Consider the following 18,030-nt stretch of genomic DNA (forward strand, 5'->3'; position numbering starts at 1 on the left):
GGGGTCAGGCATGGAGAAAAGATATATTGCCCGATTTGGCACTAACGTCTCTCTGCTCGGCTTCGGGGCCATGCGTCTACCCTTACTGCCCGGAAGCGCGTCCGCCATTGACCAGGCCCTCACCGAAGCAATGGTTGATCGTGCCCTGGCAGATGGCGTGAATTATTTTGATACGGCATTTACTTATCACAAGGGTATCAGCGAGTTGCTTCTGGGCAGAATTTTGAACAAGTATCCTCGTAAGAGCTATTTTTTGGCGGACAAGCTGCCTTTATGGACGCTGAAATCGCGCGATGAAGCGGAGCATATATTCAAATCACAGCTCAAGAAGTGCCGCGTGGACTATTTCGATTTCTATCTGTTGCACGGATTGAATGCCTCTTTGTACGCGCGGGCGGAGCAGATCGGCATCTATGACTGGCTACGTGAGAAAAAAGAACAGGGGCTGGTACAGCATATAGGTTTTTCCTTCCATGACTCCCCTGAGGTCTTTCGGCAGATTCTGGATGAGCATGCCTGGGACTTTGCCCAAATTCAGCTTAACTACGTTGACTGGGAAGCGTGTAACGCCAAGCGGCTTTATGCGTTGTTGGAAGAGCGCGGCTTGCCTGCCGTCATCATGGAGCCTGTGCGCGGCGGTTCGCTGGCTAATTTACCCGCTGAAGCCGACACTCTGCTCAAGGCCGCGTCCGGGGCCAGCCCGGCCTCATGGGCCATTCGTTACGCGGCCTCGCTGCCCAACGTCATGGTGGTACTCAGCGGCATGAGCGCCATGGCGCATGTGGAAGACAACCTAGCGACCATGAAACGCTTTCGTCCCTTGTCGGATGATGAGCGAGCCATTTTGCAAAAGGCGGCAGCTATCTATCGCGCCTCAGGCGACATCCCTTGCACCGGTTGCGGCTATTGCTCGCCCTGTCCGCATGGGGTAGACATCCCGGGCGTGTTTGCCGCCTATAATCATCGCAAGCGCGGCGATTTCGCTCTTGTGTATCGCGCCATCCCTCCCACCGCACAGGCGACGGCCTGCGAGTGTTGCGGCCATTGTCTCAAGCATTGTCCGCAGCATATTGACATCCCGGCCAGGCTGCATGACGTGGTAGGCTTTATTGACGGAAAACACCCAGCCTGATTGATCGGATTAACGAGGATCATGTTGCCATCGCTTTTTTCAAAATTCTTTGCCGACTTTGTGCGGATATTCAAGGCGTTGCCGAAATGCCTGCAACGCACCACGCGGCGTGTATTTGCCTGTGTGGTGCTGCAGGCCGTACTGGAAATCGGCTCCATTGCCGCCATCTCCTTTCTTGCTGTCAGCATCACGGCGCCGGAACGGATTCTCACTCATCCCGCCGCCGCGAAGCTTTTGAGCCACTTCCCCCAGTTACAAGGGCTTACTGCGGATCCGCGCCAGTTCGCCCTGCTTATCGCAGTGCTGGCGGCGGGTCTGATTGCAGCCAAAAATGCTATTTCAGCTTTCGTTAACTACAAAACTAACCAATTGGGCGAACGCATCTCTCTGTTTGCCGGTAAAACAGTTTTTCAGCATTTTTTATATAGTCCCTATATTCAGCATCTGGCAGGCGACAGCAGCGCCATGTTTCAAGCCCTGTCATGGCGCGACCAATTGGGGCGCATGGTCATACATCTCATGGCGGTATACAGTTACGCCGCCATTGCGCTTGCAATGGCATTGGCTCTTGTTATTGCCACGCCAGGTATCATCCTTTTGGTTATGGCTGTCATAATCGGCCTTGCCGTAGCCATATACAGACGCCTCAGAGGATCGATGGATCAGGCGGGATTGGAGGCCGCCGAATGGGCACGGGAACAAAACAAGGTGACCATGAACGCCATGCACGGCGTACGCGAAATGCTCATATATCGTCAGCAAGACGTTTTTTTCAAAAATTTTGAAAAGGCCTGTAAAGAAGGCATACCATACAGAACTTTTTTGAGTATTGCTCCTTCCGCGCCGACATGGATACTGGAAACAGCCGGTTTTCTGTCTATTGTTGTGACGCTCTGGATTATGCTGACCTTTTTAGACAGTTCCATGGTGCATATCACAGCTGTGCTGACCATGATCATGCTGATAGCCTGGCGCGTGCTGCCATTGCTCAACCGCTCCCTTGGCGCTTTGGTGGTTGTACGCGGAACACGCCATGCCGCTCTCGACTGCCTGGACAAAGTGGAAGAAGCTCTGCAGCATCCTGTGTCCTCATTGCCGGACCCTTCTCCTACCTTCGTATTGCGACGCAGCATCTCGTTTGAGCATGTTTTTTTCCGTTATCCCACGGCTGAGGCTGATTGCCTGAGTGACATTTCGTTCTCTATTACATGCGGGAGTAAAATCGGCATTATCGGCCAGTCCGGTGCTGGAAAAAGTTCCATTGCTTCCATTCTGAGTGGATTGATCGAGCCAGCGGAGGGGGAAATGCTTGTGGACGGCAGGACTATGTCGCCTGCCGATCGGGCCGCTTACTGTATACGTGTAGGCTATGTCCCGCAGAACCCCTACATTCTTCCGGGAACATTGGCGGAAAACGTGGCCTTCAGCCAATGGGGCAAGCCGTGGGATGAAGAGAAGGTTCTGCGAGCCTGCCGCATGGCCGAACTGGATATCGTGGAGCAGCGTGGCATCAACTTCACATTGGGACAAGGAGGCGGTGGCCTGTCCGGAGGACAGGCGCAACGACTGTCCATTGCCCGCGCCTTGTACGCGGAACCATCTGTGCTCATTCTTGATGAAGCCACAAGCGCACTGGATGGCGGCGTGGAATCCGCCATTATGAATACCATTTTTTCTCTTCCCCAGAGCATTACAACCATTACCATCGCGCATAGGCTGACAACAGTGGAGCGGTGCGACACCTTGATCTGGATTGATGGGGGAAAGATACAGCGTATCGGATCACCGAAAAAAATTCTTGTGGATTATAAGAAATCTCTGGAGCAACGGGCCTTATTGCAGCATGAATTATAAATTGGGTGATGCGATGTATTGAGTAAAAAACCGGCCACCCGCCGCATGACGGGTGGCCGGTTCAACAACCCTGGGCCGGAAAAGACTCAGGCTTCCAGAAAGGTCCTGTAGGCTTCCAAAGTGGCGTGGAGATCCGCGCAACTGGCCAGTTCAAAGGGGCTGTGCATGGAGAGCACGGCCGGGCCCAGGTCGATGACCCGCATGCCGTAGGCCGCCAGGAAGAGGGCCACTGTGCCGCCGCCCCCCAGATCCACCTTGCCCAGTTCGGCGGCCTGCCAGGGAATGCCCTTGGCATTATACAGGCCGCGCAGTTCGCCGAAAAATTCGGCGTCCGCCTCGCTGGCCCCGTATTTGCCGCGCGAACCCGTGAACTTGGAGAAGCAGGGGCCGTAGCCCAGCTGGGCCGCGTTCTGCTTTTCGTGCACTTCCTGAAAATCCGGGTCCAGAGCGGCCTGCACGTCGGCGGAAAGGGCCCGGCTGTGCAGCAGCACGTGCGAGGCGGGCGTGCCCGGAGCCCAGGCCCGGGCCAGATCTTCCACGCAGTATTGGAAAAAGCGCGAAGCCGCGCCCGTGGCGCCGTCCGAGCCGATTTCCTCTTTGTCCCAGAAGATCACGGCCATGTTCCGCGCGCCGCTTTCGGCCGACAGCAGGGCTTCCAGTGCCGTGAACACGCAGATGCGGTCATCCTGCCCATAGCCGCCCACCAGGGCCTTGTCAAAGCCCACGAAGCGCGCCGGTCCGGCGGGCACGGCCTGGAGTTCGGCGGTGATCAGGTCTTCTTCATTGATGCCGTATTTTTTGTGCAGAATCTCCAGCAGCTGTTCCTTGACCGGCTCCTTGGGCGCGTCCCTGTCTTTTCCTTTTTTCACGGCCTTGGGGCTGTGGGCCAGAATAATATTCAGCTTTTCGGCCTCAAAGGCCTCGCTGATGGTCTGGCTGCTCTGTTTCTGGGCCAGATGCGGCAGCAGGTCCGCGATGCAGAATACCGGCTCGCCCGGCTTTTCGCCGATGCTCACCGCAAGGCTTTCGCCGTTTTCGCGAATGACCACCCCATGCAGGGCCAGGGGCCGCGCCAGCCACTGATACTTGCGGATGCCGCCGTAATAGTGGGTCTTGGCCTGGGCCACGCCGGGCTGTTCAATGAGCGGGCGTTGCTTAAAGTCCAGACGCGGGGTGTCCGCGTGGGCCGCGATGAGCGCCAGACCTTTTTCCAGCGGTTCGGAGCCGCGCCGGGCCGCGAACAGGGCCTTGCCGCGCAGGGGACGCAGCACGCGCTCCTTGCTGAAATCCTCGCTGTAACCGGCCTGGCTGAGGCGCTCGCGCGCATAGTCCACGGTTTCGCGTTCGGTCTTGCAGCGGGTCAGAAAGTCGATGTAACGGGCGGCCAGGGCTTCCATGCTTTTGCGCTGTTTGGCATCGGCGTAGGTGTCCCAGGCGCTTTGCGGTTTGTAGGCAAGTGTTTTTTCCATGATTATATTCCTTGTCGGTTATGATTGCTTTCCGCCGCCTGCAGCGCCATGCGCAGTGCGCGCAGCAGCAGTGGGTATTCCTTGTTTTCCAGGGTGCGCGGGTCCAGGCAGAAGTGGTCGTCCTCCAGACGGCCCAGCAGGGGCGGGTCGGTAGCCAGCAGGGCGTTTTTCAGGGCCGTGGCGCTGATCCGCGCGGGTTTGAGGCAGACCAGGCTGGTGGGCAGGTCGTATTGGGGAAAGGCCCCGCCGCCCACGCGCGAGACATCCGGGCGCACGCTTACGGCACAGTCCCCGCCCAAGGCTTTGCGCAGGCGGGCGGCCAGGGCGCGGGCGCGTCGGGCCAGGTCCTCGGGCCGCAGGCAGATGCGGCGCAGGGTGGGGATGCGCTCGCGGGCCTTGTCCGGGGCCAGGTAGAGGCGCAAGGTGGCTTCCAGGGCGGCCAGGCAGAGCTTGTCGCAGCGCAGGGCGCGGGTCAGGGGATTGCTCTTGAGCCTGTCCACCAGCCCTTTGCGCCCGGCGATGATCCCGGCCTGGGGGCCGCCCAGCACCTTGTCTCCGGAAAAGGTCACCAGGTCCGCGCCGCCCGCCAGCACCGAGGGCACGGTGGGCTCGTTGGGCAGGCCGTAGGGCGAAAAATCCATGAAGCTGCCGCTGCCCAGATCCTCAAACAGCGGCAGGCCGCGCTCGTGCGCCAGGGCCGCCAGCTCCGGCAGGGGCACAGAGGACTGGAAGCCCACGATGCGGTAATTGGACGTGTGCACGCGCAGCAGGGCGCGGGTGTTTTCGTTGATGGCCGCCGCATAGTCGCGCAGATGGGTGCGGTTGGTGGCCCCCACTTCGCGCAGATGCGCTCCGCTTTTTTCCATGACCTCCGGAATGCGGAAGCTGCCGCCGATCTCCACCAGCTCGCCGCGCGAGACGATCACCTCGCCGTCCTTGCAGAAGCCGTCCAGCATCAGCAGCACGGCGGCGGCGTTGTTGTTGACCACCAGCGCGGCCTCGGCCCCGCTCAGGCGACAGATAAGCTCTTCCACCAGTTCGTAGCGGCTGCCGCGCCCGCCGGTGCGCAGGTTGAGCTCCAGATTGCAGTAGCCATCGGCGGCCACGGCCACGGCCTGCCGCGCCTCTTCGGCCAGCACGGAGCGGCCCAGATTGGTATGCACCACCACGCCCGTGGCGTTGAGCACGGGCCTGAGCCGGGGCCGCAATCCAACGCGGATGTGCGCCAGCAGGGCGGGCAGTTGGGCCTCCAGGTTCAATTGGGCGGCCTCACGGCAGCGCCCGGCGCGGATGTCCTCCCGCCGGGCGTCCCAGAACCGCGTGGCCAATTCGCGCAGCAGAGCGCGCGGAGCCTCTTCCAGATCAGGATCGGCGGCCATCAGGGCGTCCAGACAGAGATCCGTGGCCGGGATGGCGCGAAAAAGCTCGTTCATGGCAGGGCCTTTGGCGGTACAGCCGCCAGCAAATGGGGAAAGAGCGCGAAAAATTCGGCCAGCAGGTAGAGAGAGCCGGTCAGCAGCACCGGCCGCTCAGGGTCTGCGCTTTCAAGGCGGCGCGCGGCTGCCAGTGCGTCGGGCAGGGCGCGCGGGCCTTCAAAAACCGTGGCCGTGGCCGGGGGCAGGCCATCGCAGGCCCTGGCCACCTCGCGCGGGTCGGCGGCGCGCGGATTATCCAGGGCCGGGATGAACAGCGGGGCCGCGCCCAGCCAATGCTTGAGCATCAGGGCCGAGGTGTGCCAGTCCTTGTCCCCAAGGCAGGAGAAGACCGCTCCGGCGGGCCGGATGCCCGCCTCATCCAGCGCCCGCAGCAGGGCGCGCATGCCGTGGGGATTGTGCGCGCCGTCCAGCAGCAGGGGGGGGGAGTCCTTTGTGCCGGGCACGGATTGGAGGCGGCCCGGTAGAAAGGCATGGGCCAGACCGTGCGCCTGCGCCGTAGTGTTGTCGGCATTTTTGTCCAGCAGCGGGGCCAGATGCCGCCAGGCCGCGAGGGCCAGCCCGGCGTTGACCATCTGGTGCGGTCCGGCCAGCCCAAGGCCGGGCGCGGAAGCGGCGGGCAGGGGCGCGGCCTGGAACAGCATGGCCTTGTGGGCGCGCGCGGCTTCTTCAAGGCAACGCGCCGCCTCGGGAAATTGCGGGGCTGTGCAGACCGGGGCCGGGCCACGCACGGCAGCGGCCTTGTCCGTTGCGATGGCCGTGAGAGTGGGCCCCAGCACGTCCCTGTGATCCAGGGCGACGGGCGCGTAGCAAAGCAGGTCGGCGGGCACGGCGGTAGTGGCGTCGTGCCGTCCCCCCAGGCCCGCTTCCAGCACGGTCACGTCCACCTTTTCCTCCCGAAAGAGCAGCAGGGCCAGGATGGTAAGAAATTCAAAATAGGTCAGATCCGGAGCCACGGCCATGATCTCGTTGGCGTGCGCGGTCCAGCTTTCGGCGGGCCAGGGACGTCCGTCCACGCGGATGCGTTCCTCGGGCGAGACAAAGTGCGGCGAAGTGTACAGACCGGTTTTGCAGCCGTGGGCCATGCAAAGCGAGGCCAGAAAGGCCGCTGTGGAACCCTTGCCGTTGGTGCCCAGAATCTGGACCACCCTGAAAGGGGGCCGGGTCAGATCCAGGGCCTCTAGGGCGCGGTGCATGCGGTTCAGGCTCAGATCCATATGGAAGAGGCCCAGGCCGTCAAGATGGGCCAGCACTTCCCGAACATTTTGAAATGACGTGCGCATGGCCGTCACATTACCTGAAAGCGGCCCGTCTGTCAGCGGGGCCGGGCCTCGGCGTCCCGCGCAGCATCCCGGCGCTTTTCGCGCGTTTTTTTCAGCCGGAAGCCCGTATACAACACACCCAGCCAGAGGGGCAGCAGCAGGGCCGCCGGGCGGGTGTCGTCCAGTTGGGTCATCAGTGCCAGCACCAGCGCCAGGAAGGCCAGACAGGCATAATTCAGCCAGGGGCAGCCCGGCGCGCGGAACCCGCCGTCGCCACTGGAGGCGCGCGCGTCGCGGATGCGGCGGAAGCGGAGATGGGTGAGGGCGATCATGCCCCAGGTCAGCAGGGCGGCGGCAGTGGCGATGGAGACCACATAGAGAAAGACCTTGCCGGGGAAAAGCCAGTTGAGCAGCACAATGATTGCCGTGCAGAGCGAGGAAAACAGCGTGCCCCGGTAGGGCGCGCCGTGGCGGTTGAGTTTGGCGAAAAAGGCCGGGGCGTTGCCCTGCAGGGCCAGACTGTAGAGCATGCGCGCATTGCTGTAAGCGCCGCTGTTGTATACCGACACGGCGGCGGACAGCACCACAAGGTTGAGAATTCCGGCCGCCGCCGGAATGCCCAGGCCGGAAAAGATCAGCACAAAGGGACTGCCGTCCATGCCCACCTTGTTCCAGGGATAGATGATCATCATGACCGCCAGCGCGCCGATGTAGAACAGCAGAATGCGGCGCAGCACCAGACGAATGGCTTTGGGCAGGCTTTTCTTCGGATTGTCGGCCTCCCCGGCGGTGACCGCGATGAGTTCCGTGCCGCCGAAGGAAAACATGACCAGCACCAGGGAGAGCAGCATGCCCCATACGCCGTGCGGGAAAAAACCGCCGTGCCGCCAGAGATTGGCAAAGCCCGGCGCGTCCGCTCCACCGGGGCCCCCGCCCGCGTTCAGCACGATCAGCGCCACGCCCAGGCCGATCATGCCGAGAACCGCCGCCACCTTGATCAGGGCGAACCAGAATTCCAGCTCGCCATAGAGTTTTACCTGAATCAGGTTGACGGCGGTAACCCCGGCCAGCACCAGAAAGGCCGCGAGCCACTGCGGGAAATCCGGCAGCCAGTAGTTGACGTAGATGCCCACTACCGAGAGCTCGGTCATGCTCACGGCCACATAGAGAAACCAGTAATTCCAGCCGGAGAGGAAGCCGGGGAATTCGCCCCAATACGTGTAGGCGAAGTGGCTGAATGCGCCGCTCACGGGCTCGGTCACGGCCATTTCGCCCATCATGCGCATGATCAGCCAGATCACGGCTCCGCCCAGCAGATAGGCCAGCAGCACGGACGGCCCGGCCAGGGAAATGGAGGCGGCGGAACCGTAGAACAGACCAGTGCCGATGGCCCCGCCCAGCGCGATCATCTGGATATGCCGGTTTTTCAGCCCGCGTTGCAGTTTCCGGCCGGACTCCCGCTTCTGATCCTGCTCCACGCCGCCCTCCTTGCCGTCAAGCGCTGTTTTATGGCCTAACGTGCCGGGACTGTACAGACAATCGGCGCGTGGAACAAGCCGCGCCCGCGTCTTGACGCGGCGGACCGCCGCCCCTATAGTGGACCCGAAAACAACGGCATGGCCGTTGTTTTGTCCTGCGCTCATAGCTCAGATGGATAGAGCAGGAGCCTTCTAAGCTCTTGGTCGGGGGTTCGATTCCTCCTGGGCGCGCCAAGTTATCACAGCAGGTTACATCTATTTCGGATGTATCCTGCTTTTTCTTTTGGTGCCCATCTGGTGCCCGCTGTGAGCCGTCACGTAAAATGAGAATTTCCGTCACGCAACTTGAGAACGTGCCGAAGCGTTTTTGACGCATTGGCACGTTCATTGCGTATTGATTATTCGGCCTCAAGAAGCCTTTGCGCGCTGAGTTTCGCATAATCCGACAGTTCACGCCGATACGCTTCCGGCCTGTCAGCATGGCCGCGTGGGCCGTGGTTCCACATACGGCTTTTAGGCGCTTTCCGGGGCCTCTTTCGTTCTCAAGTTGCGTGACAAAACGGCCTGAAAATGGCCTTCCGCTCTCAAACCTTTGTGACGGCGCTTCCGGGGCCTCGGAACAGCGGCAGGCCCGCGTCAGTCAAGGAAAAGTCAAACATCCGCCAAGCCGGATCGGCCTTCCTCTTCATTCCCATCTTGGCTGACCCCTTGCAACTCTTCAACGGAGTGTATCATGATATGGCGCACTCCGCTTTTATTATTGCCGACCATTGAAATACTTGCTATGCATTAGTAAATATTTTATTATACGGATTACAACACTATGTTTGTGGGGAAAATTATGCAGAGCCTGCGCCGCTTGGTCTGCGTATGGGCGGTCATGTGCGTGCTGTTGTCCGGCCTTGCCGTGGCTGCCGTTGCCGCCGGGCCGTATCACGGCAATGTACAGAGCCGGATTTACCATAACAGTTCCTGTCGTTACTACTTCTGTAAACGGTGCACGGCGGTGTTTGCGACAGCCCAGGCCGCGCGGGCTGCCGGATACCGGCCCTGCAGAGTTTGCGGCGGCTGATTGGGCGGATTTTCCAGCAAGCCCCGGCGTTCCGAACGATGCGGCAGTGAACCGCGTCTGTGGTCGTGGGCTTTTCTTCTCCGTGAAACCGTTCCGGCGGCGTTGACAACAGGAGCGCCTTCAAGCAACCTGCCTGAATGGCAAAGAAAATCCCATGCCGCGCGCAAGCGGGCATGCCGGATCACGGCAGCGGCCGGAGTCAGTCCCCCGGGCCCGGACCGCTTCACTCGCACCGCAACCCTGGAGGAAAGTCCGCATGGATATGAAAACTCTGCGCCGACAGGCGCGAGAACGCATGAACGGGGCCTGCCGCGTCTGTCCCCAATGCGACGGCAAGGCCTGTGCCGGTGAACTGCCGGGCATGGGCGGCATCCGCACCGGCGCTTCGTTCCGCGCCAATGTAAGCGCCCTGGAAAAAATCTGTCTGAAAATGCGGCTGATTCATGAGGTGCGCGCTCCGGAAACCGCCTGCGAGGTATTGGGGCTCTCCTTGAGCATGCCGGTGCTGATTGCTCCGCTGGCGGGCACGACCTTCAATATGGGCAATGGGCTGCCCGAGGAGCGCTTTGCCCAGGTGGTCACGGAAGGAGCCCGTTCCGCCGGGACCATTTCCTGTACCGGCGACGGCACGTCCGAAGTGTTCGGCAGCGGGCTGAATGCCGTTCAGGCTGCCGAAGGCTGGGGTATCCCTGTTATCAAACCCTGGGCCGGAGAGGCCTTTTTCGAGCGCCTGGAGCGTGCGGCCCAGGCCGGTTGCCGCGTGGTGGGCATGGACATCGACACCGCCGCCATCACCGCCCTGGCCAAGAGCAAGCGCCCGGTATCGCCCAAAAGCCGCGCGGAACTGAGCGCCATTGTGGAAAAGGCCCATGCCCTGGGCTTGAAATTTCTGCTCAAGGGCGTGCTCAGCGTTGAAGACGCCCTGGCCGCCGAGGAATGCGGCTGCGACGCCATCGTGGTTTCCAATCACGGCGGCCGCGCCTTTGAGGCCGTGCCGGGCACGGCCGCCGCGTTGCCCGCCATCGCCCAAAGCGTGCGCCGGATGACAGTGCTTGTTGACGGCGGCGTGCGCGCCGGAGCGGATGTGCTCAAGATGCTGGCCCTGGGTGCGGCGGCCGTGCTGATCGGACGCCCTGCAATCATCGCGGCCATGGGCGGCGAGGAGGAGGGAGTCCGGATGTTGCTGACCCGGATGCAGCGCCAGCTTGAGGAAAGCATGCTGCTCACGGGCTGCGCCTCGGTTCGGGAGGCCGGGCCGCATCTGCTGGCCTGAGCTAAGAAAGCCCTCAACAGAGAAAAAGGAAGGCGGCGGCATCGTCACGATGCCGCCGCCGTTTTATGTACAGCCGAAAAACGGATGTGTTACTTGTTGATGCAGGCCTTGATGGCGTTGATCAGGCGGTCGATAGGTTCCTCGCGCGCCCCCTCGCCCATGACGCCCACGCGGATGACCTTGCCGGCCAGATCGCCGAGGCCGCCGGCCACTTCGATCTTGTGCTCCTTGCGCAGGCAGGCGCGCAGGGTATTGGCGTCCACACCGGCGGGCGGCAGGAAGAGGTTGATCTGCGGGGCCCCGCCTTCCTTGACGTAGGGCGTGAAGCCGAGCTTGGCCAAGCCGTCGGTCAGGCGCTGATGCATGGCCACATGGCGCGCGAAGGAGGCGTCCAGGCCTTCGGTCAGCAGGTTGTCCAGGGCCTGATGCATGGCATAGTACATGTTGATGGGCGCGGTGTGGTGATAGACGCGGGGCGAACCTTCCCAGTACTTGCGGATCAGGGAAACGTCCATGTACCAGTTGGGCACCTTGGTCTTGCGTTTGGCAATGGTTTCCATGGCCGCGTCGGAGAAGGAAGCGGGAGCCAGTCCGGGAGGCACGGAGAGGCATTTCTGCGAGCCGCTGTAGAAGGCGTCGATGCCCCATTCGTCCACGCGCATGTCCACGCCGCCCAGACCGGCCACGCTGTCCACCAGATAGAGGGTGTCGCTGTTCTTGACCAGTTCGCCGATGGCGGCGATGGGGTTGTTGATGCCGGTGGAGGTCTCGGCATGCACGGCGGCCAGAATCTTGTAATGCTTCTTGTCCAGCCGGGCCTTGACGGCGGCCGGGTCAATGGGCCGGCCCCAGGGGCACTCCACCACGTCCACCTGCGCGCCCAGGCGCGTAGCCACTTCCACCATACGCGAGCAGAACACGCCGTTGTTGACGATCAGCACGTCGTCGCCACGTTCCACCAGGTTGACGAAGGTGGCTTCCATGCCGGCGGAACCGGTGCCGGAAATGGGGAAGGTCACGGCATTCTTGGTTTTGCACACGGCGCGCAGCTGATCCTGCATGGCGTCCATGACTTTGATGCAGTCGGGATCAAGATGACCCAGCGTGGGGATGCTCATGGCCTTGAGCACATTGGGGGCGACCGGGCTGGGGCCGGGGGCCATCAGCAGAACGTGATCCAATTCTCCGAAAACTGTGGTCATTTCAAGCTCCTGGTTTATGGGTGGCGTGTACCGGATGTTCAAAATCCCCATCCAAATACTGTAGCAATACTTATAGAGGCGCAATAAAAATTCTATAACGCTGTATGGAGCCAAAGAAAACCACGGAACAGCATCAAACCGTGTCCAGCGCGCGGATAGGTGGCGCGCTGTGCCCTTCCGGCGTATTCAGAAACGCGTTTCGGGCTCTGGCCGGATTTTGTTTCGATCCTGCGTTGCAGTGTCCGGCCGACGTGACCCGGGGCATTACTTTGTTGGCGTTGACATTCATTGAATGCACAATCTGGAACTATCTGCCTGTAACAACCGGAATTTTTGTTTTACTGTGATTTTTTTCACATTTGTCTGGATAAAAACAGCGCGGGCAACACTGTGATGCGCAAAGTACCCTATGGCAAAAACAAGCACTTGTCCAGTCCGGGAAAAAGCAGGCCCGATTCAGACTACAGTCGCTTCATGTCCGAAAGGACGGCACAAACGGCGTCCTTTCAGCGGAATCATTCCGCAGCGTCCCTGACCAGATGCAGCCGGGGAACCTGCTGCGGGGCCAGCGGCGCGCCTGCGGTTTTGTCGCGTACCAAGCGCGTGAAGTCGCTGAGTTCAAAGCGGGCTTCGCCCACCACGGGCGGCGCGCTGACCCGTGCGGCCACCGGCGCATGTCGGCGCGGATCGGCCGACGCTTCCGGTTCGTTCTGAGCGGCGCTCCGAGCGTCCGGAGACCGGGCAGGACTGACCGCGTCCTTCCGCAACGCCGGAGCGGCGGCAAGGGGCGAGTATTCTCCGTCAAAAGGCGCGTGCAACGCCTCCAGCGGCTGGGCGTAAAACCGCACCCGCACTTCCCGCTTGTCCCCCCGGCCCCAGAGTTCCAGAAACAAGACGCCCGCCGGGGGAATGTCATTGGGGGGATAGCTTTCGGCCTGCCAGTTGACGCCCAGAAGGCCGCCCAAATTGGCAATATTGGTGTCGTGCCCCACAAACACCACCAGGGAGGCCGCGTTGAGGCGCTGGTCATAATGCGCGCCCGTCAGGGCGGCGGTCATTTCCGTGAGCAGGGACGAGCCGCGCGCCCAGGCCACCAGGGGCGTGCGGTTGACCACGTCGAAAATGCGGCTGTGCACGGGCAGCACCTGGCTCAAGGTCTTGCCGTCCACCTGGCCCCAACCGGCGTCGCTGCCGGGCCATTGCCCGTACTCCAGCAGAAAGATCTCCGCCAGGCTGGAGGCAATGCCCAGGCCCCCGACAAGGGCCACACTACGGCCTTCCGGCGAGACGCTCACAGCATTGGGGAGATCGGAAAGACGGCATTGCGGCGACAGGCCGAAACGGCTGCACAGCTCGGGCGAAGGCGGCGCGCTCAGCTGGTCGATGAGGGCCAGTGGACCGGCGAAATCCTCCTGCAGCTGCTCCAGGCCGCCGTCAGTCGTATTCAGAACGTCCGTGGCCGTGGCTGCGGGATCAAAGGCGAACAGGCCGGCCTTGACCGGATGGAAAAGGGGATCGGGCCCGGCGTCGGCCACGGCATAGCCCTGCGCGCAGTCCGGACCCAGGCCGTCAAGCAGCGCCCGTGCCGTGGCCCTGGTGCGCTGGTCCGTGTCGGCGCGCACGAAAACCGCGCCCGGTGGAGGGCAGAGCGCATCCGGCAGCAGGCCGTGATTGAGCAGCACGCCGCGCAGATCCGCCCACATAGCGGTGACCAGCCGCGCCCCGCGCGGCGTCAGGTGTCCGCGCTCCACCGGCCAGTGCGGCCAGAGGCGGGCGCTCCAGACGGACAGGGTTTTCATGTCCTGGGTGGGCGAACGCACGCCGTGCCTGGACAGGGCTACTATTTTGAGCAGCCGGGAGTCGCCGTCCGCAACGGCTTCGGCTGCCGGAGAACTGAAAAAAAAGGCGCAGGCCAAGGTGAAAAAAAAGAGATGCAGGGCGCGCATGCCGTTCCTCCTTACCGCGACTGCTGCACGCAGCATAGCCGTAAAGCACACGGGCGGCAACGGCATTTTGGCTGCCTTTGGAAAAGGCGGCCAGGGCAGACGCATCTAATTCCAGGCTTTGCAGGCCTTTTATTTGCCGTGATGATCCGTCAAAACCAGCCTTTTGTGTGCTGGCGGCGTCATCTGGCGCTTTTTGCTGCTCATGTACTTGAGTACGCTCTGCTCTCGATGCCCGTAAGGCTCGCCCGGCTCGCCAACGGGCACGGCCCTTTGGGCCGCCTTTTGGTCGGTTTCCGCGCAAAAAGCGCCATTTTCCTTGCCGGCACGCAAAAATCTTGCTTCAGCCGTTGCGACGAAGGAGCTTTAGCCGTAGGCGAACTTGTGAGCCGTACGGAGAAAGACAGCAACGCTAGCTACGGATGAAGACAGCAATTGGTTACGCAAAATTATATCCAAGGAAATCGCTGTCGCTATCCGTAGCAGTGCTGTCCTTATCTGTACGCCGCCCTGCGGCTACTGCTAAGGCAACACGGCTTCGCCGTGAACGGCTCAAGCAAGCCGCTGACGCGGCAACGGCCAGCGCATTTTTTAGGATTCTCCCGGCACCAGCCATCCGCCTGCGCTTCGCTCCGGCGGAGTAAAGGTAGCTTCGCCTCTTTTTGTTCGTTCCCCGATCTATCGGGGAATAAAGGCTTTTTAGATGCGTCTGCCCTGAAAAGGCGGCCCTGTGGGCTTGAGATGTTCATGGAAAAAAGCTACGCTAATTGTTTAGAAAACGTATTTTTCGGGTGAGAAGCAGTGCTCAGCAGTTCCGAACAAATCAAACGCACCTACGCGATGGGTTTTCTGATCGGCGGAATTTTCCTCGTCTGCGGTCTGATTCTGTTGCGTCAGGTCAGTTTGCAGAATGAGCGGGAAAATGCGCTGTATCTGTATGATACCGTCAATCAGCTGCGCACCCTGTTTCAGCGCCAGATCGCGTTGGATTTCCAGACGTTGCGAGGCGTGGCCGTCAGCATCGGCCATGTGCCGGAAAAAGAAGTCCTTCCCGTCCTGAAGGAAGTCAACGACAATAACGCCTTTTTGCGCATGGGCTTGGCCAAGCCCGACGGCAGTGTGGACCTTGTGGACATCAGCGGGGACCTGCACCGGAATGTGAATCTGGCCGGCGAGCCTTTTTTCCAGAAGGCCCTCGCGGGCGAGGCCGCGCTTTCCGGGGTGCGCCGGAATCCCCTCGGCCCCGGCGCGGTGGTCTACTGCGCGGTGCCCGTACATGGTGAAAACGGGGTCAGCGGCGTGCTTGTGGCCGTCAATGCGGCGGATATCTTTCTGAATATTCTCGGCATTTCCCTGTTCGACAATCAGGGCGTGTCGTCGCTTGTTGACGGGAACGGCGCGTATGTTCTGAGGGCCTCTTCCGGCGGGGCCGTGATCGGCGGCCGGGAAGGGGATATTTTTCGCCTCGGCTCCCTGGAAGACACCAAGCGGGAACAGGTGCTGGAAAATTTGCGGGACCACCGGCGCGGCGTCTTTTTCTACATTGCGGACGGCAAGAAGTATTTCGCCGCGTACGAACCTCTGGACGCCAACAACTGGTTTTTGTTCTGCACCGTGCCCGCGGCGGCCCTGACGCTGGCCCCCAACGCGCTGCTGTTCAGCATCTGCGTGATCATCGGCCTGGCCCTGCTGCTTTCCTTCTTCCTGCTCTGGCGCGTCCGCGTCATCAGCAACAGATATCGCGGCGAGCTTGAGCGCCTGGCCTTTGTGGACCCCCTGACCGGGGTGCGTAACGCCAATCGGCTCAAAATGGACGCCTCATCCCTGGTGCGGCACAATCCGGATCAGGTTTTCGCCATCTGGTACGCGGACATCAAGAATTTCAAGTTTTACAACGAGATGTTCGGCTATGAGATGGGCGACAGGGAGCTGGTGCGCATCGCCGGATTGCTGGCGGCCTGCGACGGCCCCTTGTCCCTCTGCTGCCGGGTCTCAGCGGACAAGTTCGCGGGCATCCGGCCCATGAGCGACCGGGAGGAGTTCTCCCAGGAATTCCAGCGTCTCTGCAAACGCATTGAAAACGATGCGGCCCGGCTTTCACGCGCCTTCCCCCTGGTGCTGCATGTGGGCGTCTACGGCACGGATACGGCCGGAAGCGGAGAGCTCTCTTTCATGGACATGCTCAACCGCGCCAATATCGCCCTGCGCGTGGCCAAGGAAGGACGTTCCGACACGTGTGTGTTCTACTCCGAGGACATGCGCGGCCTGGTCCTGCGCCAGCTGGATATTGAGAGCCGGATGGAGAACGCCCTGCGCGGGAGTCAGTTCAAGCTCTATTTCCAACCCAAGGTGGACATCCAGAACGGCAATTGCGTCCACGGCGCGGAAGTGCTGGCGCGTTGGCTTGACGGCGACCGTCTGGTGCCGCCGTGCGACTTCATTCCGCTCTTCGAGCGCAACGGCTTCATCGTCCAGCTTGATCGTTATATGTTCTCCCAGGCCTGCGCCTGGCTGCAGCAGCGTATCAGAAGCGGCAAGGAGCCGCTGAACATCGCGGTGAATGTTTCGCGCCTGAGCATCATGCAGGACGATTTCCTCCAGTATTACAGTAACATCAAAGAGCGCTACGCTATTCCCGACGACCTGCTGGAGCTGGAGTGCACGGAATCCCTGGCCCTGTTCGACGAACGCTTCCGGGAGCTGGTGCTGGAATTGCAGAAACGCGGCTTCCGTTGCTCTCTGGATGATTTCGGCGCGGGTTTTTCCTCGCTCAATGTGCTTAAGGAACTGCCCATTGACGTGCTCAAGCTGGATATGCTGTTTTTGCGCAAAAGCCAGGATCTCAAGCGCGAGCGCATCGTGGTTTCCAATGTCATTGCCATGGCGCAGCAACTGAGCATCCGTACCGTGGCCGAAGGGGTGGAGAGCGCCGAACAGGTGGAATTTTTGCGGGCCAAAGGCTGCAACCTGGTGCAGGGCTATGTCTTTGCCCGGCCCATGCCCGAAGCGGACTTCGAAGCCCTGCTGGACAGCCTGGGCGACCGGGCCATGCCCTTGGCTCAGAACTAGGCTCAGCCCTTATTAAAACGCCGTCCGCGAAAAGCTGAATTTTTTCGGACAGCAAGGCGCAAAGAAGAAACTGGACGAAGCTGTATTGAACATACCGCGAGGTCAATTTCTTTTTTGCAACGCCGCTGTACGGAAAAAGGCGGCTTTGCAGCAGGCGCTCTAATGAGGGCTGTGCCTAAGTACGCGGCGAACAACACGGGCCGCGCCGCCACGGCCGTGCCGTGCGGCGGGCCGCAAACAGCGACAGGTAACAACAGTAATGCCTATAGCCATTCCGCGCTTTGACGCCGGGGATACCGTCATTGTCCCCGACGTGCGCATCAGCGACGCGTCCGCGCTGGAAATCCGTTGCGCCCGGGTGGGAGACGTGCACGGCATGTCGGCCCTGATCAACCAGTATGCCTCCTCCAACGTCATGTTGGCGCGGGGGCCGCAATATCTGTACCAGCATATCCAGGACTATATGGTGGCAACGGCCCCGGCGTCGGACGACGGGCGGGAAACCGTGGTGGCCTGCGGTTCCCTGCACGTGCTCTGGGAGGATCTGGCGGAAATCCGCTCCATTGCCGTGCATCAGGCCTGCCAGAACCAGGGCCTGGGCAGGCGGCTGGTGGACGCGCTGGTGGAGCGCTGCCGCCGTCTGGGCATTCCCAGGGTCTTTGTGTTCACCCTGGCCGAATCTTTCTTCAGCAATTGCGGCTTCCAGGAATTTCAACGGGAAAGCCTGCCCCCTGTGGTCTGGGTGGAGTGCAGCAAGTGCCCGAAATTTTACCGATGTGACGAAATCGGCATGATCCGCACGCTTTGACGGTCACGGGCGCCCGGCGCGCCGGGGACGCTTTG

Annotated in this window: 13 protein-coding genes and 1 tRNA gene; 7 read left to right on the plus strand and 7 right to left on the minus strand. The window is 61.3% G+C overall.

The window, feature by feature from the left end:
• Positions 1 to 10 precede the first annotated feature (10 nt).
• Together HMPREF0326_RS11485 and HMPREF0326_RS11490 are read left to right on the plus strand one after the other, a co-directional pair.
• Entirely contained in the window at positions 11 to 1,132 is a 1,122-nt protein-coding gene (locus HMPREF0326_RS11485) for an aldo/keto reductase (protein ID WP_020990551.1), read from the plus strand.
• A 21-nt stretch (positions 1,133 to 1,153) separates the two neighbouring features.
• Positions 1,154 to 2,986, plus strand: a complete 1,833-nt coding sequence (locus tag HMPREF0326_RS11490) for an ATP-binding cassette domain-containing protein (RefSeq protein WP_008685131.1) — start codon at positions 1,154 to 1,156, stop codon at positions 2,984 to 2,986.
• An 86-nt stretch (positions 2,987 to 3,072) separates the two neighbouring features.
• Here HMPREF0326_RS11490 and HMPREF0326_RS11495 read toward each other — a convergent pair whose 3' ends face one another.
• Genes HMPREF0326_RS11495 through HMPREF0326_RS11510 form a run of 4 tightly spaced genes read right to left on the minus strand, consistent with a single transcriptional unit; the run spans position 3,073 to position 8,628 of the window.
• A complete protein-coding gene (locus HMPREF0326_RS11495; protein ID WP_008685130.1) occupies positions 3,073 to 4,455 on the minus strand; it encodes an aminopeptidase in 1,383 nt (460 codons plus the stop codon).
• Positions 4,456 to 4,457: 2 nt separating this feature from the next.
• Positions 4,458 to 5,888, minus strand: coding sequence for an L-seryl-tRNA(Sec) selenium transferase (selA, locus tag HMPREF0326_RS11500; protein WP_008685129.1), 1,431 nt, complete (start codon positions 5,886 to 5,888; stop codon positions 4,458 to 4,460).
• On the minus strand, positions 5,885 to 7,171 hold the full coding sequence (locus HMPREF0326_RS11505; protein WP_020990552.1) for a bifunctional folylpolyglutamate synthase/dihydrofolate synthase: 1,287 nt from the start codon (positions 7,169 to 7,171) through the stop codon (positions 5,885 to 5,887). The genes selA and HMPREF0326_RS11505 overlap by 4 nt, the downstream gene beginning before the upstream one ends.
• Before the next feature lie 32 nt (positions 7,172 to 7,203).
• The gene (locus tag HMPREF0326_RS11510; RefSeq protein ID WP_020990553.1) at positions 7,204 to 8,628 is read right to left on the minus strand and encodes an amino acid permease; all 1,425 of its coding nucleotides are present in this window, start codon (positions 8,626 to 8,628) and stop codon (positions 7,204 to 7,206) included.
• Positions 8,629 to 8,785: 157 nt separating this feature from the next.
• On the opposite strand from HMPREF0326_RS11510, the gene HMPREF0326_RS11515 reads away from it, so the two are divergent.
• From HMPREF0326_RS11515 to HMPREF0326_RS11525, 3 genes are all read left to right on the plus strand, one after another.
• Positions 8,786 to 8,862 (plus strand) — tRNA-Arg (locus HMPREF0326_RS11515).
• A 646-nt stretch (positions 8,863 to 9,508) separates the two neighbouring features.
• Complete coding sequence (locus HMPREF0326_RS16230) at positions 9,509 to 9,700, plus strand: sunset domain-containing protein (RefSeq protein ID WP_223300013.1); 192 nt, start codon at positions 9,509 to 9,511, stop codon at positions 9,698 to 9,700.
• A 256-nt stretch (positions 9,701 to 9,956) separates the two neighbouring features.
• Positions 9,957 to 10,973, plus strand: a complete 1,017-nt coding sequence (locus HMPREF0326_RS11525) for an alpha-hydroxy-acid oxidizing protein (protein ID WP_008685125.1) — start codon at positions 9,957 to 9,959, stop codon at positions 10,971 to 10,973.
• Positions 10,974 to 11,062: 89 nt separating this feature from the next.
• Here the strand turns inward: HMPREF0326_RS11525 and HMPREF0326_RS11530 are convergent, their stop codons facing one another.
• The 3 genes from HMPREF0326_RS11530 to HMPREF0326_RS17225 form a co-directional block, all read right to left on the minus strand.
• The gene (locus tag HMPREF0326_RS11530; RefSeq protein WP_008685124.1) at positions 11,063 to 12,175 is read right to left on the minus strand and encodes a pyridoxal-phosphate-dependent aminotransferase family protein; all 1,113 of its coding nucleotides are present in this window, start codon (positions 12,173 to 12,175) and stop codon (positions 11,063 to 11,065) included.
• A 515-nt stretch (positions 12,176 to 12,690) separates the two neighbouring features.
• Positions 12,691 to 14,121: a histidine-type phosphatase gene (locus tag HMPREF0326_RS11535; RefSeq protein ID WP_009302211.1), complete on the minus strand. Its 1,431-nt coding sequence runs from the start codon at positions 14,119 to 14,121 to the stop codon at positions 12,691 to 12,693.
• A 129-nt stretch (positions 14,122 to 14,250) separates the two neighbouring features.
• On the minus strand, positions 14,251 to 14,451 hold the full coding sequence (locus HMPREF0326_RS17225; protein ID WP_008685122.1) for a hypothetical protein: 201 nt from the start codon (positions 14,449 to 14,451) through the stop codon (positions 14,251 to 14,253).
• Positions 14,452 to 14,919: 468 nt separating this feature from the next.
• On the opposite strand from HMPREF0326_RS17225, the gene HMPREF0326_RS11545 reads away from it, so the two are divergent.
• Both HMPREF0326_RS11545 and HMPREF0326_RS11550 read left to right on the plus strand, forming a co-directional pair.
• On the plus strand, positions 14,920 to 17,187 hold the full coding sequence (locus tag HMPREF0326_RS11545; RefSeq protein WP_008685121.1) for a bifunctional diguanylate cyclase/phosphodiesterase: 2,268 nt from the start codon (positions 14,920 to 14,922) through the stop codon (positions 17,185 to 17,187).
• A gap of 259 nt (positions 17,188 to 17,446) precedes the next feature.
• On the plus strand, positions 17,447 to 17,995 hold the full coding sequence (locus tag HMPREF0326_RS11550) for an N-acetyltransferase (protein ID WP_008685120.1): 549 nt from the start codon (positions 17,447 to 17,449) through the stop codon (positions 17,993 to 17,995).
• Positions 17,996 to 18,030 lie beyond the last annotated feature (35 nt).

This window comes from Desulfovibrio sp. 3_1_syn3 (genome assembly GCF_000145315.2).
Taxonomy (GTDB): domain Bacteria; phylum Desulfobacterota; class Desulfovibrionia; order Desulfovibrionales; family Desulfovibrionaceae; genus Desulfovibrio; species Desulfovibrio fairfieldensis.